Annotated in this window: 14 protein-coding genes; 12 read left to right on the plus strand and 2 right to left on the minus strand. The window is 31.5% G+C overall.

Annotated elements, in window-relative coordinates; translation table 11 throughout:
- The first annotated feature begins 47 nt into the window (after nucleotides 1-47).
- The 5 genes from ABXT48_RS01960 to ABXT48_RS01980 are packed head-to-tail and all read left to right on the plus strand — an operon-like array spanning nucleotide 48 to nucleotide 4,727.
- Nucleotides 48-920, plus strand: a complete 873-nt coding sequence (locus ABXT48_RS01960; protein ID WP_415286808.1) for a carbohydrate ABC transporter permease — start codon at nucleotides 48-50, stop codon at nucleotides 918-920.
- Nucleotides 910-1,812, plus strand: coding sequence for a carbohydrate ABC transporter permease (locus tag ABXT48_RS01965; protein ID WP_415286809.1), 903 nt, complete (start codon nucleotides 910-912; stop codon nucleotides 1,810-1,812). Before ABXT48_RS01960 ends, ABXT48_RS01965 begins: the two co-directional genes overlap by 11 nt.
- Nucleotide 1,813: 1 nt before the next feature.
- On the plus strand, nucleotides 1,814-2,914 hold the full coding sequence (locus ABXT48_RS01970; RefSeq protein ID WP_415286810.1) for an ABC transporter ATP-binding protein: 1,101 nt from the start codon (nucleotides 1,814-1,816) through the stop codon (nucleotides 2,912-2,914).
- 1 nt (nucleotide 2,915) lies between these two features.
- Nucleotides 2,916-3,677, plus strand: coding sequence for an SDR family NAD(P)-dependent oxidoreductase (locus ABXT48_RS01975; RefSeq protein WP_415303104.1), 762 nt, complete (start codon nucleotides 2,916-2,918; stop codon nucleotides 3,675-3,677).
- Between the two features lie 12 nt (nucleotides 3,678-3,689).
- The gene (locus tag ABXT48_RS01980; RefSeq protein ID WP_415286812.1) at nucleotides 3,690-4,727 is read left to right on the plus strand and encodes a Gfo/Idh/MocA family protein; all 1,038 of its coding nucleotides are present in this window, start codon (nucleotides 3,690-3,692) and stop codon (nucleotides 4,725-4,727) included.
- A gap of 13 nt (nucleotides 4,728-4,740) precedes the next feature.
- Here ABXT48_RS01980 and ABXT48_RS01985 read toward each other — a convergent pair whose 3' ends face one another.
- Together ABXT48_RS01985 and ABXT48_RS01990 are read right to left on the minus strand one after the other, a co-directional pair.
- Complete coding sequence (locus tag ABXT48_RS01985; RefSeq protein ID WP_415286813.1) at nucleotides 4,741-5,613, minus strand: DMT family transporter; 873 nt, start codon at nucleotides 5,611-5,613, stop codon at nucleotides 4,741-4,743.
- A 37-nt stretch (nucleotides 5,614-5,650) separates the two neighbouring features.
- A complete protein-coding gene (locus tag ABXT48_RS01990) occupies nucleotides 5,651-7,159 on the minus strand; it encodes a UxaA family hydrolase (protein WP_415286814.1) in 1,509 nt (502 codons plus the stop codon).
- Nucleotides 7,160-7,226: 67 nt separating this feature from the next.
- Here ABXT48_RS01990 and ABXT48_RS01995 point away from each other — a divergent pair, with 67 nt between their 5' ends.
- The 7 genes from ABXT48_RS01995 to ABXT48_RS02025 all read left to right on the plus strand — a co-directional run bounded on the left by ABXT48_RS01995 (nucleotide 7,227) and on the right by ABXT48_RS02025 (nucleotide 14,749).
- Nucleotides 7,227-9,002 carry an IlvD/Edd family dehydratase gene (locus ABXT48_RS01995; protein ID WP_415286815.1) on the plus strand — a complete coding sequence of 592 codons (1,776 nt, stop codon included), beginning with the start codon at nucleotides 7,227-7,229 and terminating at the stop codon, nucleotides 9,000-9,002.
- A 1-nt stretch (nucleotide 9,003) separates the two neighbouring features.
- Nucleotides 9,004-9,972: a 2-hydroxyacid dehydrogenase gene (locus ABXT48_RS02000; RefSeq protein ID WP_415286816.1), complete on the plus strand. Its 969-nt coding sequence runs from the start codon at nucleotides 9,004-9,006 to the stop codon at nucleotides 9,970-9,972.
- A 203-nt stretch (nucleotides 9,973-10,175) separates the two neighbouring features.
- Entirely contained in the window at nucleotides 10,176-11,192 is a 1,017-nt protein-coding gene (dctP, locus tag ABXT48_RS02005; protein ID WP_415286817.1) for a TRAP transporter substrate-binding protein DctP, read from the plus strand.
- 63 nt (nucleotides 11,193-11,255) lie between these two features.
- Entirely contained in the window at nucleotides 11,256-11,825 is a 570-nt protein-coding gene (locus ABXT48_RS02010; RefSeq protein ID WP_415286818.1) for a TRAP transporter small permease subunit, read from the plus strand.
- Nucleotides 11,826-13,139, plus strand: a complete 1,314-nt coding sequence (locus ABXT48_RS02015; RefSeq protein ID WP_415278805.1) for a TRAP transporter large permease — start codon at nucleotides 11,826-11,828, stop codon at nucleotides 13,137-13,139. It abuts the gene before it with no gap.
- Nucleotides 13,140-14,009 (plus strand): NAD(P)-dependent oxidoreductase, encoded by an 870-nt coding sequence (locus ABXT48_RS02020; RefSeq protein ID WP_415286819.1) that lies wholly within the window; start codon nucleotides 13,140-13,142, stop codon nucleotides 14,007-14,009.
- Nucleotides 14,006-14,749 (plus strand): SDR family oxidoreductase, encoded by a 744-nt coding sequence (locus tag ABXT48_RS02025; protein ID WP_415286820.1) that lies wholly within the window; start codon nucleotides 14,006-14,008, stop codon nucleotides 14,747-14,749. Before ABXT48_RS02020 ends, ABXT48_RS02025 begins: the two co-directional genes overlap by 4 nt.
- Nucleotides 14,750-14,764 lie beyond the last annotated feature (15 nt).

Consider the following 14,764-nt stretch of genomic DNA (forward strand, 5'->3'; position numbering starts at 1 on the left):
AGATTTGCGCTGTCATGAAAATGATAGCGCAGACTTAATTATAAAATATGTTTTGGTTAAAAAAAAATTTACCTAAATTAGTTTTAACTCCATCACTTGGAATTTTGTCATGGTTTGTCTATGGCTTCATTTTTTGGACGATATACATCTCTTTTACTAAGTCCAAGATGTTGCCAAGATATGAACTTTGGGGAATAGACCAGTATATCAGACTGTGGAAAATGCCAAGATGGCACGTAGCAGTAGAAAATTTACTTATATTTACAGTTTTATTTATTATTCTATGCATTGCCATTGGAATTCTTCTTTCAATTTTACTTGATCAAAAGATTAGAGCTGAAGGTTTTTTAAGAACAATTTATTTATACCCTATGGCTTTATCATTTATTGTAACGGGGACTGCTTGGAAATGGGTTCTAAATCCAACACTAGGCATTGAAAAATTTGCGCACGATATGGGTTTTGAGACCTTTAAATTTGATTGGTTGGTGACACCTGAGATGTCAATATACACAATAGTAATAGCTGGTGTGTGGCAATCATCTGGATTTATAATGGCAATTTTTTTAGCGGGTCTAAGATCGGTTGATGATGAAATTATTAAAGCTGCGAAAATTGATGGTGCAGGAATATTTTCAATTTACAGTAAAATTATTCTTCCAATGATGCGACCAGTTTTTATGAGTGCAATAGTAATTCTGGTTCACTTATCAATTAAGAGTTATGATTTGATTATAGCGCTAACATCAGGTGGGCCAGGAATTTCATCAGATATGCCAGCAGTATTTATGACGACTATGGCATTTCATAGAAGTGAAGTTGGTTTAGCATCAGCAAGTGCTATCATGATGTTTTTAACAGTATCAGCAATTGTTGTGCCGTATTTATATTCAGAACTGAAGAGGGAAGATGCAAGATAAAGAAACTTTAAAACTAAACAAATTAGAAGCAAATTCTAAAAGAAAAAATACAATCTATAGATGGATTTTATATTTTATATTAGGAGTTTTTGTCATTTATTATTTAACTCCACTTTATGTTATGATTGTAACTTCATTTAAAACAATGCCTGAAATTAGACAAGGAAATTTATTTTCATTACCTAGTTCTTTAAAATTTGATGCTTGGAAACAAGCCTGGGATGGAACAGGTTATACAGGGGGAGATGTTTTTCTTAAACCTTATTTTTGGAACTCAATAAAACTAGTAGTCCCTGCTGTTGTTATATCAACTCTACTTGGTGCTATTAACGGTTATGCTTTAACAAAATGGAGATTTAAAGGAGATTCATATGTCTTTCTATTATTTTTATTTGGCACATTTATTCCATACCAGGCAATTTTGTTACCGATGGCTAGAACATTGGGTGTTCTTGGAATTTCAAATTCAATAAATGGACTAATACTAGTTCATGTTGTTTATGGAATTTGTTTTACAACTTTATTTTGTAGAAATTACTATGTATCAATTTCAGATGAAATGGTAAGAGCCGCAAGAATAGATGGTGCTGGTTTTTTTAAAATATTTTTTAAAATCATTTTACCAATTTCTATACCAATAATAGTTGTAACTGTTATTTGGCAATTTACTCAAGTGTGGAATGATTTTTTATTTGGTGCTACTTTTTCATTTGGTGAATCTGCACCAATTCAAGTTGCTCTTAATAACTTGGTTTTAACAGGCACGGCTGTTAAAAGATACAACGTAGATATGGCGGCAGCAATCATTACGGGAATTCCGACATTAATAGTTTATATTCTTGCTGGAAATTATTTTATCAAAGGACTAACAGCTGGATCAGTGAAAGGATAATATGGCAACTTTAAAAATTAATGACATAAATAAAAATTTTGGAAAAACGGAAGTTTTAAAAGGAATTAACCTAGATATTAAACATGGTGAATTTCTTGTGCTCTTAGGACCATCTGGCTGTGGAAAATCTACATTATTAAACACTATTGCTGGTCTAGAAACCTCTAATAGTGGGGATATTTTAATAGACAATCATATTGTGAATAATATGGAGCCAAGTGACAGAGATATTGCTTTAGTATTTCAGTCTTATGCTCTTTATCCAGCAATGACTGTTAGAAAGAATGTAACATTTGGTTTAGAGCAAAGAAAAACCCCAAAAGAAAAAATAGCAAAAGCATTAGATGATGTTTCTAATTTATTACAAATAACTCAACTATTAGACAGAAAACCATCTCAATTATCTGGTGGTCAACGTCAACGTGTTGCAATGGGTAGGGCATTAGTAAGAGATCCTAAAATTTTTCTATTTGATGAACCGTTATCAAATCTTGACGCGAAATTAAGAGTTGAAATGAGAAGAGAAATTAAAAAACTGCATCAAACACTTGGAACTACAATAGTTTATGTTACTCATGATCAAACAGAGGCAATGAGTTTAGGTACAAATATTGCTATCATGGATCATGGTTTAATCCAACAATGTGATACTCCTAAAAATATTTACAATAAACCAGAAAGTATTTTTGTTGCAGATTTTATTGGATCTCCATCAATGAATTTGGTTGAAGGTAAGTTAACAAAAGATAACAATGATATTGTTTTTATGCCAAATGGTTCAAATGATAGTGTTAAAATACCAGTTGGAAATTATTCTTTTAAAAGTAAATTTGATGGTAATGAAGTATCAGCTTATTTAGGAATTAGACCAGAACATATTTATTTTGAAAAAATTAATCCTGATTGTTTTGAGATCAGTTTAAAATCAGAGCTATTAGAATATACAGGTCATGAGCAAATAGTAACATTTGATTATTTAGGTCAACAGGTTCTGGGTAAATTTTCTTCCACATTCGATATAGAAATAAATAAAGATTTAAAATTAAATATTGATACATCTCAAATTTCTTTATTTGATAAACAGTCAAAAAAAAGGATATAAAATGACAGCTATTTATGACGATTTAAAAAATAAAATTGTTTTTGTTACTGGAGGAGGCTCTGGTATTGGAGCATCCATTGTTGAACATTTTTGTGAACAAGGAGCAGAAGTTTTTTTTATTGATATAGATATTAAAGAATCAAACAAATTATTAAAAGAAATTAAAAAGAAAAAATTTAAAGCACCAAATTTTATTGAATGCAATATTTTAAATATTAAGAAACTACAAAACATAATTAAAAAAATTATCTCAACTAAAGGACCAATAGATATTTTGATTAACAGTGCGGCTAATGACAATAGACACACTACCGAACAGGTTAATGAAAAATATTGGGAAAACAGAATGGCTATAAATTTAAAACATTATTTTTTTGCATCTCAATCTGTTGTAAAGAGTATGATAAAAAATAAAGGTGGTTCTATTGTAAATTTAAGTTCTGTTTCCTGGATGTTGGGCGAGGGTGATAAAGTTGTCTATGAAACGGCAAAATCAGCTGTTATGGGCTTAACAAGATCATTTGCACAGGAATTTGGTAAATATAATATTAGAGTTAATTCAGTTACGCCTGGATCAATTGCTACTGAAAGACAAATCAAACATTGGTTGACACCCAAATATAAGAAATTAATTTTAGAAAAACAGGCTCTAAAACGTCAGCTTAAACCTGCTGATGTTGCAAGAATGATTTTATTTCTGTCATCAGATCAATCATCAGGATGCACAAAACAGAATTTTATTGTAGATGGTGGAATAACTTAATAATAGTTCGCTGTGATTAGGAAAATAAAAATTTCTGTTATAGGCACGGGTTTGATGGGTTTACAGCACATTAAAGCTATAAATAAATCTAAAAAAGCCTCTCTACATTCAATAGTAGATATTAATAAAGACGCATTATCTTTATCAAAAAAATTTAATATACCCGTATTTAAAAATTGTAAAGAATTGTTAAACAAAAATAAACCGGATGCTGTAATTGTTGCAACACCAACTCAACTGCATAAAATTCACACAATTAATTTTTTAAAGTCAAAGATCCCAGTTCTTTTGGAAAAACCTATTTCTGATAATCTTGCCTCAGCCGAAAAAATTATAGATAGTTCAAAAACATATAAAACCCCTCTTTTAATTGGATATCACAGAAGACATAATTCAATTGTTACAAAGGTAAAACAAGAAATAGAATCTGGTAAATTAGGTAAAGTGGTTTCAGCTAATATTATGTGTTGGCTTTATAAGCATAAAGAATATTTCAATGAAAAATGGAGAATAAAAAAAGGAGGAGGTCCATTAGGAATTAATCTAGTTCACGACATTGATTTAATTTGTTATTTACTTGGATCTATTAAATTTGTTCAAGCCTTTACGTCTAATTCTGTTCGTAAATTTAAAGTGGAAGATACAGCAACCATTAACCTAGTTTTAAAATCTGGTGCACTATGCACACTAAATATCTCAGATACTATTGTAGCACCATGGAGCTACGAGTTAACAGCAGGAGAAAATCCAGCATATCCTAAAACTAACCAATCAGCTTATTTTATAGGTGGAACCAAGGGTTCTCTTCAATTTCCAAATTTAAATTCATGGCATTATAAATCTGAAAGAAGTTGGTGGAAGAATATTTTTGAAAAAAAATATAATATTAAATCAGACAGTAATACTTTAATAAATCAAATTGATCATTTTTGTGATGTAGTATCTAAAAAAATCAAACCAAAAGTTAATGGTAATGACGGTCTAAACTCATTAAAAATTTTTGATGCAATATTAAAGAGTGTTAAAACAGGTAAAAAAATTAAAATTTAAAGTACAATAATATTTAATTATTTTTTTTACCTTCAGTTTTAATAAACAATATACCAAATACTATAATTCCAATTACACCGAAAATTTTATTCACATCGAATGGAACACCAAAAATTAAAAAATTAATTATTGTGGACCAAAGTAATTGAGAATATTGAAAGTTTGTTACAAAAGATAAATTAGAAAGCTGGATTGCTTGGATTAATATAAAATGACTTACAAATCCAGATAGACCCATCACCATTAAAGGTATCCAATAAATATTTTTTTCTAAAGGAACCCAATTAAAAAAAATATAAATTGAAAAAATAATAGTTCCAGTAATTGCCGTATAAAATACTGAAGCAAATGGATCGTTGTTTTTTGAGATAACTTTAGTAAAAAATTGGTATAGAGCCCAACATATTGGAGGTACTAAAGGAAAAATTAATTCTGGAGAAAGCACTTTCATACTTGGTCCAAGAGAATAAATTATTGACCCAAAACTTAAAATCATTAAAAAAAATCCCTTATAGCTGAGTACATCTTTTAAAAAGTATGCTGATAAAATGGCTACTATTAATGGTGCTGAAAAAAAGACTACATAAATATCCACTAAGTCAAATCTTTGAAGTGAATTGAACATAAAAAAAGTAGCAGTAACCATCAATATTGATCTTAATATTTGAATTTTAAAATTTTTTGTTAAGTTTATCTTTGGCCTAAAGATTAAAAAATAAACTCCCATAGCTATAAAATGAAAGAAAAACCTCCCCCATACAGCCTGTGTAACCGGCATAACACTACCCAAAAATTTTGCTAGTGAATCCATACACACAAACATAAAAAATCCTGTAGAGGCTAATAAAACTATCTTTAATAGAGGGGCTTTTTTATTTTGTGTCATTAGTTGAGTAAAGAGTAAATATTTTTATAAAAAATATTTACATTACCACGCCAACTTGCCAAGGGTTAAACTCTTCATCACCATAGCCATTAAGCTCACTTTTGGTAGGACTACCAGAGGCAGTAGTAATCACTAGTTCAAAAATTTTTTTTCCAACTTCTTCTATTTCTTCTTTACCTTCTATAATTGTCCCGCAATTAATATCCATGTCTTCAATCATCTTCTCATACATAGTGGTGTTAGTTGATAGCTTTAAACTAGGCGCAGGCTTACACCCAAAACAAGAACCTCGTCCAGTTGTGAAACATATTACATTTGCACCAGATGCCACTTGACCTGTTACAGAAACAGGATCGTATCCTGGCGAATCCATAAAATTAAATCCTTTGTTTTTTAAGGGTTCAGCGTAACTTAAAACATCTTCTAAAATAGAATTTCCACCTTTAGCAACCGCACCTAATGATTTTTCAAGAATTGTAGTTAGTCCACCTTTTTTATTTCCTGGTGCTGGATTATTGTCCATAGAGCTATTATTTATAGATGTGTAGTGTTGCCACCATTTAATTTTAGCTATTAGTTTATCTGCCGTTTCTTGTTTATTTGCCCTATTAATCAATAAATGTTCTGCACCATAAATTTCTGGTGTTTCTGATAAAATAGAACTACCCCCTTGCTTAACTAGCATATCAGCCGCAACTCCCAAAGCAGGATTTGCCGAAATTCCAGAGTAACCATCAGACCCTCCACATTGTAGTGCTAAAGTTATATTATTAACTGATAAAGGTTCTCTTTTTATATTATTTGAAACAACCAATAGATTTTTGATTTCACTTAAAACTTTATCAACAATTTTTTTTGTTCCACCCTCATCCTGTATTGTTAAAAAGTGAATACGATCATGCTGTTTTACATTATCTTTAAATATATCAACTTGAGCACACTCACAGCCTAATCCTAGTACAAATACATGTGAAAAATTTGGGTGATTTTTAAAACCATCAATTGTTCTTTGAAATATTTGCATTCCTTCACTTTCTGTATTCATTCCACATCCAGTTGAGTGAGTTATTGGCACTATGCCATCTATATTTGGAAAATCCTTTAAAATATTACTTTGTTTAATTTTTTCAGAAATCATCTTAGTAACAGTGGCTGAACAATTTACTGTACTTATAATTCCTATATAGTTCCTCGTAGCTACCTGACCATTGTCTCTCATTATACCGTTAAAAAATAATTCACTTTTTTCATTTATAATTGATTTCTTTTCTATAACTTTAAATTTTCTATCAAAATCTTTAAACTCTAAATTATGTGAGTGAACATGTTCGCCAGGATTAATATTTGTAGAGGCAAATCCTATAATCTGGTCATACTTGATAACTGGATCACCTTTATTTACAGTTTTTAAGCAAATCTTATGACCAAAAGGTATGTCATCAATACTTGAAATATTTTGGCCTTCAATTTTTGTTTTAGCTGGAATTATAAATGGTGTGACAGCAACGTTATCATTTTTGTTTAAAACTATTAGATTATTTTTCATTTTATAATATAGTTTAGTAAATTATACGTAATATAACAAAAAGTATTTCCAATAAAATATTTTAATTATGCGAAAAAAAAATTTAAGAAGCCGACAATGGTTTGATAATCCTAAAGACCCTGAGATGACAGCTCTATATCTTGAGAGATATCTAAATTATGGTTTAACAAGAAAAGAATTACAGTCTGGTAACCCAATTATTGGTATAGCGCAATCTGGTAGTGATTTATCACCATGCAACAGACATTTTCTATCTTTGAGTAATAGAATTAAAGATGGAATTAGAAGAGCAGGAGGCATTCCAATGGAATTTCCAACTCACCCAATTCAAGAAACTGGAAAAAGACCAACAGCAATGCTTGATAGAAATTTATCTTACTTATCTTTAGTTGAGGTTCTTTATGGCTATCCAATTGATGGAGTAATTTTAACAACTGGTTGTGATAAAACAACTCCTGCTGCATTAATGGCAGCTGCTACAGTAAATATTCCGGCAATTGTTTTATCTGGAGGTCCAATGTTGGATGGAGTTTATAAAGGTAAGTTGGCTGGATCAGGAATGGTTGTTTGGGAAGCAAGAAAACTATTAGCTAAAGGTGAAATTAACTATGATGAATTTATGGACATGGTGGCATCATCTGCACCAAGTATAGGTCATTGTAATACTATGGGAACAGCATCATCAATGAATTCAGTTGCAGAAGCTTTAGGAATGTCTTTAACAGGATGCGCTGTGATACCTGCACCATATAAAGAAAGAGAGCAAATTTCTTATGAAACCGGAAAAAGAATAGTATCTATGGTTCATGAAGATCTTACACCATCTAAGATTATGACACGTAAAGCATTTGAAAATGCTGTTATTGTTGCAAGTGCTATTGGTGGCTCTAGTAACTGCACAACTCACCTAAGTGCAATTGCAAAACACATGGGAATTAAATTTGACTTATCTAATTGGCAAAAATTAGGACATGAAATTCCTTTACTTGTAAATTGCCAACCAGCTGGTGAATATTTAATGGAAAGTTTTTATAGAGCAGGGGGAGTTCCTGCTGTTATGCAAGAATTAATAAAGCATAAAAAGATCCACACTAATATAATGACTGTCTCAGGTAAGACTGTTGGTACTAATTTAAAAAGAAAAATCGAAACTGATAATAAAGTTATAAAAACTTTTAAAGATTGTTTAACTGAAAAAGCTGGATTTTTAGTTATGAAAAGTAATTTTTTTGATAGCGCAATAATGAAAACATCAGTAATCAGTAAGGACTTTAGAGAAAGATACCTTTCAAATCCCAAACATCTGAATGCTTTTGTTGGTAAAGCAGTAGTTTTTGAAGGTCCCGAAGATTATCATAAAAATATTAATAATAAAAAGTTAAATATAGATGAAAATTCTATTTTGATAATAAGGGGGTGTGGACCAGTTGGTTACCCTGGTGCAGCTGAAGTGGTTAATATGCAACCCCCAGCGCATTTATTAAAGAAAGGAATAAATGCTCTTCCAACATTAGGTGATGGAAGACAAAGTGGAACCTCAGAAAGTCCATCAATACTTCATGTTTCCCCTGAGTCAGCAGTTGGTGGTGATTTATTAATTGTTAAAACTGGTGATGAGATGAAGATAGATTTGAACAAAAGAAGAGTAGATCTGCTGATTTCACAATCAGAATTTAAGAAACGTAGAAAGAAAAAAAAGTTACCTAAGCTTGAAAACCAAACACCTTGGCAAGAAATATTTAGAGATACAGTTGGACAATTAGATGATGGAGCTTGTATTAAATCTAAAGGTGTGTATTTAGATATTACCAACAAAAAAGGGCTACCAAGAAACTCACATTAATATGAAACCAAGAATTTTAGTAACAAGAAAATTATCAGATGGTGCAGAGGCAAAATTAAATCAAGATTTTGATGTAACGTTGAATCTTAAAGATGAACCCATTCCAACTGACGAACTTATAAAGTTGGCAAATGAGTATGATGGTTTTATTTCAACTGGATTTGATAAAATAGGTGAAGAATTTTTTAAAGATCTAAATGGAAAACTAAAAATAATTGCTCAAGTTGGTGTAGGGTATGATAATATTTCAATAAAATCTGCTGAAAGTAAACAAATTAAGATAACGAATACACCAAATGTATTAAATGAAGCTGTTGCTGAAACAACTATTCTTTTAATCTTAGCTGCTTCAAGAAGGATTGGAGAGGCTTACAATTTAGTTAGATCTGGAAAATGGAAAGATCAAAAACCTGATTTAACAAAATTTATGGTAGGAAATTCAGTTACAGGAAAAACGCTTGGTATAATTGGCATGGGTAGAATTGGTAGAATTGTTGCAAAATGTGCAAAAGCATTTGGAATGAAAATTATTTACTATAACAGAAGTAGACTTTCTGAAGATTTTGAAGATGGAGCAAAATATTTTTCTGATATTAATTCAATGATGCCTGAGTGTGATTTTGTAAGCATACATACTCCGGCTACAGCTGAAACAAAACATATATTAAATGCGACCACTATTAATTTATTACCAAAGCATGCTGTTGTTATAAACACATCAAGAGGATCAACTATTGATGATGAAGCATTAATAGATGCTCTTCAAAATAATAAAATTTATGCTGCGGGACTAGATGTTTTTAATAATGAACCTAATCTTGATGAAAGATATATGAAACTAGACAATTGTTTTGTTTTACCTCATGTTGGAAGTGCAACACACGAAACTCGCTTAGCGATGAGCATGATGGCAGTAGAAAATATCATAGGGTACTTTAATAATAAGAAACTAATTTCAGAAGTTATATAAAGTAAAACAACCCAGAGTTGTTTTCATTTTCAATATTTAATTTGATTCGTTTATTTTATTTTGCTTTAAATAACAAAGCTTAAAAATTATATATAATACTTATACTTACTTACACATCTCTAATTCATATAACTTTTTACTTTGTTTTTATTTCTCTTTGTGTTTTAGTGTTGGCTTAAATAAACAAACCGAGAGGGAAAATAATGTTTAAATTAATAACAAAAACTATAGCTGCAGTAGCTATTGTTTCAGTTACTTTATTAGGCTCTGCTAACGCAAAGACTTTAAAGATTGAAACACACTTTACTGCTAATTCACCAAATGGTGAAGTTGCAGCACAATTCGCTAAAAACGTAGAAATGTTTTCTGGTGGAAGCTTAAAAGTAGAAATGTTTTATTCATCTTCAGTTTCAGGAAAATCTGCTGAGGTATTTAACTCTGCACAAACTGGAATTATTGACTGTGATATGACTGGTGCTGGTTACCAAACTGGTAAAAATGCAGCATTTCAATTTGCAGGTGATGTAATGGGTGGATACGATACTCCTTATCAACAATACGATTTCTTAAAGTTCCCAGGAGCTCAAGATGCTGTTGATAATCTTTACAACAAATACGGAATGACGCTTATTGGTTGGTGGATACCTGGACATGAATCACTTATTTCAAGTGTTCCAATTCCAGATGTAGCATCTATCAAAGACTTTAAATTTAGATCGCCTCCAGGAATGGAAAGTATGATCTTTGCTGAGTTAGGCGCTAAACCAATCGTAATGGATTTCGGTGAAGTTCCTACTGCGTTACAAACTGGTCTAATTGATGGTGCTGACTACTCTAGTCTAGCAACTAACACTGCAGGTGGACACTATGAGCAAAATAAATATGCTACATATCCTGGTTTCCACTCTATGCCAGCTGACCACTTAACTTGTAATACTAAAGTTTGGAATAAGCTAAAAGCTCACGAAAGAGGTGCTATGAAAGCCGGAATAGAAATTGCTGGTAGAACTATCACTAGCTTAGTTGAGAGAAAAAACGCTGAAGCTGTTAAACAATTAATGGCTGAAGGTGTTACTCTTCATGACTGGGCTCCATCAGAAAGAGCTAAGTTCAGAGCATCTGCATTAAAAGCTTGGGAAACTTGGAAGACAAAATCTCCTGAGGCTGCTCAACTTATAGAAATGCACAAAGCTTACATGAAAGCTAACGGTATCCTATAATTATAGAATACAAGAAATCTTGAAGGGCCTGAAAAGGCCCTTCTTTTTTAAAATTTTAAATTTATGCTAGATAAATCTTTACAAGAGCAAACAGAAAAAGTTGCAAGCAAAGATAATTTTCCAATAACATGGGTAGATAGAATTACCTTATTCATAAGTCATACAATTAAATACTTAATTCCAGTTATTGTGGCTGTGATGATGTATGAAATTTTTATGAGATATATAATGGAAAAACCTACGATGTGGGTAAATGAACTATCTTTATGGCTTGCTGGTATTATTTATTTAGTTGGTGGAATATATGCAACAAGACTGAGAAGTCACATTAGAATTGTAATGCTATATGATTATGTAGAAAGACCAACACAAAGAGTTTTTGATGTAATAAGCACCTTAGTAATTGTCACATTTGCAGCTGCTGTAGTTTATGGAGGTTGGGAAGACGCACATAGATCGTTTACAACATGGGAGAGATTCGCAACTTATTGGGATCCACCAATTCCTGCAATTATGAAACCACTAACATTGTTATGTGTATTTCTTATTGCAGTTCAGTCAGTAAATAATTTAATTATAGATTGGAAAAATCCAAAAGAAAAACAATACGACCCAGCTAAAGATTTAAAATAAATGGATATAGGAACACTTTCATTAATAGTTATATTTGGACTAATAGCCCTCATCTCAATAGGAGTTCCTCTTGGTTTTGCATCTGGTTTTATGGGTGCAGTTATAGTGATTGTACATATTGGTGAACATGCCCTTGGTATATTGCTCACTAGATATTATTCGCTTGTTGTTACTTATTCTTTTTTATCTGTTCCTTTGTTTATATTTATGGCCTCCTTGCTTGAACGTTCGAACATAGCGAGAGACTTGTATGATGCATTAAATGCATGGTTAAGAAAAACTAGAGGTGGAGTAGGAGTTGTAACGGCAATAATGGCAACACTCATGGCTGCGATGAGTGGAATTATTGGAGGAGAAATAGTTTTATTAGGATTGATTGCATTACCCCAGATGTTGAGATTAAAATATGATCAAGACATGTCTATTGGAATTATTTGTGCATCAGGTTCTTTAGGTACAATGATACCACCATCAATTGTTTTAATTATTTACGGTTTAACAACTCAAACTTCTATAACGATGTTATTTCAAGAAGCGATAGTACCTGGTTTAATGATTTCAGGTTTAATTATTTCATATATTCTTGTTAGGACAAGATTGCAGCCTCATCTAGCACCTTTAAGTGATGAACCAGCTTTAACTTTTAAAGAAAAGATGTCATACCTACCAGGACTTTTACCACCGATTGCAATAGTTGTAATAGTTTTAGGTTCGATTTATTCTGGTATCACAGGAATTACAGAAGCAGCTGGCATGGGTGTTGTTGCAACTTTAATAATAATTACTGGAAGAAGAGAGCTAACATGGTTTTTATTTAGAGACGCTTTAGTAAGAACTTTTAAAGCTACAGGAACAATTTTAACAATTACTTTTGGTGCAACTGTACTAGCAGGGGCATATTCACTTGCAGGTGGTCCTACTTACGTTGCAGAAATGATCTTAGCTTATGATTTAAGACCTATGTATCTAATTTTTATGATGCAAATAATGTTTTTAATTTTAGGTGCATTTATGGATTGGGTTGGAATTGTCTTATTAGCAATGCCAGTTTTTCTACCAATAGTACTTACACTTGGTTTTGACCCTATATGGTTTGGAATTTTATTCTGTGTAAATATGCAAGTTTCTTTTTTAAGTCCACCATTTGGTCCAGCAGCGTTTTATCTAAAATCTGTTACACCACCACATATATCTTTAACAGATATTTTTAGAGGATTTGGTCCTTTTATTGTAATCCAATTAATTGTTTTAGCTTGTGTGATGTTCTTTCCAGAATTTACCACGCAAAATTTCCACGAGTTCAAACCAAAATAGATGAAAAAGATTGGGTTTATAGGGATAGGCCTAATGGGTCTACCAATGGCAAAAAACTTATTAAAAGCAGGTTATGAGCTTAAAGCTTTTAACAGGACTGAAAGTAAGGCCGAACCATTAAGAGAGTTTGGTGGAAAAATATCTAAATCTATTGAAGAAGTGGTGAGTGATAATGATGTTGTTATTACAATGTTAACAGATGATAGCTCTGTTGATGCGGTGATGAATAGTCAGGAATTTTTAGATAACCTAAAGGTTGATGCTACAGTAATTGATATGAGTTCAGTTAAACCTACAACAGCAATATCTCATGGAAATAATTTAAAATCTAAAAAAATAAATTATTTAGATTCTCCAGTTTCAGGAGGAACCATAGGTGCAGAGGAGGCATCTTTAGCAATTATGGTTGGTGGAGAACAAAAAGTTTTTGATGATGTTTCAGATGTTTTAAAAGCAATGGGTAACCCAACTTTAGTTGGACCATTATCTAGTGGGCAAGTTTCTAAACTTGCTAATCAAATTATTGTTGGTTTAACAATAGGCGCTGTTGCAGAAGCAGTAACACTTTGTGAAAAAGCAGGAGCTAATCCAAATAAAATGATCAAAGCTTTGTCAGGTGGTTGGGCAGATAGTAAAATTCTTCAAACACATGGAAAAAGAATGATAGAAAAAGATTTTACTCCAAAAGGAAGAACTTCAGTACATTTAAAAGATATGAATAATATTCTAGAATGTGCTAATAGTTATAATACTCATTTACCTATTTCAAATTTAGTCAAAGAAATGTATAAAAGCCTTGTCAAAAATGGACATGGTGAAACAGACCATAGTTCACTTTACAAAGAAATTGAAAGGATAAATAAAAAATGAATAGAAGATTAGAAGGTAAAAAAATTATAGTAACAGCTGCAGGTCAAGGAATTGGAAAAGCAACTGCAATAGCATTTCATAATGAAGGAGCTCATGTTACTGCAACAGATTTAAATGACAAAACATTAGCTGATTTAAATAAAGAATATCCTAATATTAAAGTTAAGACTTTAGATTCAACGGATAATGATGCAGTTTTAGAATTTTCAAAAACTTTAGACAAAGTAGATGTATTATTTAACGCAGTTGGTTTTGTTCATCATGGATCTATTCTTGAATGTGAAGAAAAAGATTGGAACTTTTCTTTTGATGTGAATGTCAAATCTATGTACCAAATGTGTAAAACAATTTTACCCTTAATGGTTAAGCAGAATGGTGGAAGCATAATTAATGTCTCGTCATGTGCCTCAAGTTTAAAAGGGTTTCCAAATAGATTTATTTATGGAACTACAAAAGGAGCGGTAATTGGCTTAACTAAATCAATAGCTGCAGATTTTGTAAAACAAAACATTAGATGTAATTCTATTGCACCAGGAACGGTATTTTCACCTTCATGGCAAGATAGAGTTAATCAAAGCCCAGATCCAGTTCAAGCTAAGAAAGATTTTATAGCAAGACAGCCTATGGGAAGATTAGGAACTGCAGAAGAAATAGCAGCTGTAGCTGTTTATTTAGCAAGTGATGATGCAACATTTACAACAGGAACTACAATTTCTGTTGATGGTGGAATTTCAATTTAATTAATAAAAATAAGG

Source organism: Candidatus Pelagibacter sp. Uisw_101, from assembly GCF_047727615.1.
Lineage (GTDB): Bacteria > Pseudomonadota > Alphaproteobacteria > Pelagibacterales > Pelagibacteraceae > Pelagibacter.

What these genes read in the sequence shown, in the direction of transcription:
- ABXT48_RS01995 (WP_415286815.1), top strand. Translation starts at nt 7,227, where the DNA reads ATGCGAAAAAAAAATTTAAGAAGCCGACAATGGTTTGATAATCCTAAA.
- ABXT48_RS01965 (WP_415286809.1), top strand. Translation starts at nt 910, where the DNA reads ATGCAAGATAAAGAAACTTTAAAACTAAACAAATTAGAAGCAAATTCT.
- ABXT48_RS02000 (WP_415286816.1), top strand. Translation starts at nt 9,004, where the DNA reads ATGAAACCAAGAATTTTAGTAACAAGAAAATTATCAGATGGTGCAGAG.
- ABXT48_RS01985 (WP_415286813.1), bottom strand. Translation starts at nt 5,613, where the DNA reads ATGACACAAAATAAAAAAGCCCCTCTATTAAAGATAGTTTTATTAGCC.
- ABXT48_RS01990 (WP_415286814.1), bottom strand. Translation starts at nt 7,159, where the DNA reads ATGAAAAATAATCTAATAGTTTTAAACAAAAATGATAACGTTGCTGTC.
- ABXT48_RS02025 (WP_415286820.1), top strand. Translation starts at nt 14,006, where the DNA reads ATGAATAGAAGATTAGAAGGTAAAAAAATTATAGTAACAGCTGCAGGT.
- ABXT48_RS02020 (WP_415286819.1), top strand. Translation starts at nt 13,140, where the DNA reads ATGAAAAAGATTGGGTTTATAGGGATAGGCCTAATGGGTCTACCAATG.
- ABXT48_RS01970 (WP_415286810.1), top strand. Translation starts at nt 1,814, where the DNA reads ATGGCAACTTTAAAAATTAATGACATAAATAAAAATTTTGGAAAAACG.
- ABXT48_RS02015 (WP_415278805.1), top strand. Translation starts at nt 11,826, where the DNA reads ATGGATATAGGAACACTTTCATTAATAGTTATATTTGGACTAATAGCC.
- dctP (WP_415286817.1), top strand. Translation starts at nt 10,176, where the DNA reads ATGTTTAAATTAATAACAAAAACTATAGCTGCAGTAGCTATTGTTTCA.
- ABXT48_RS02010 (WP_415286818.1), top strand. Translation starts at nt 11,256, where the DNA reads ATGCTAGATAAATCTTTACAAGAGCAAACAGAAAAAGTTGCAAGCAAA.
- ABXT48_RS01975 (WP_415303104.1), top strand. Translation starts at nt 2,916, where the DNA reads ATGACAGCTATTTATGACGATTTAAAAAATAAAATTGTTTTTGTTACT.
- ABXT48_RS01960 (WP_415286808.1), top strand. Translation starts at nt 48, where the DNA reads ATGTTTTGGTTAAAAAAAAATTTACCTAAATTAGTTTTAACTCCATCA.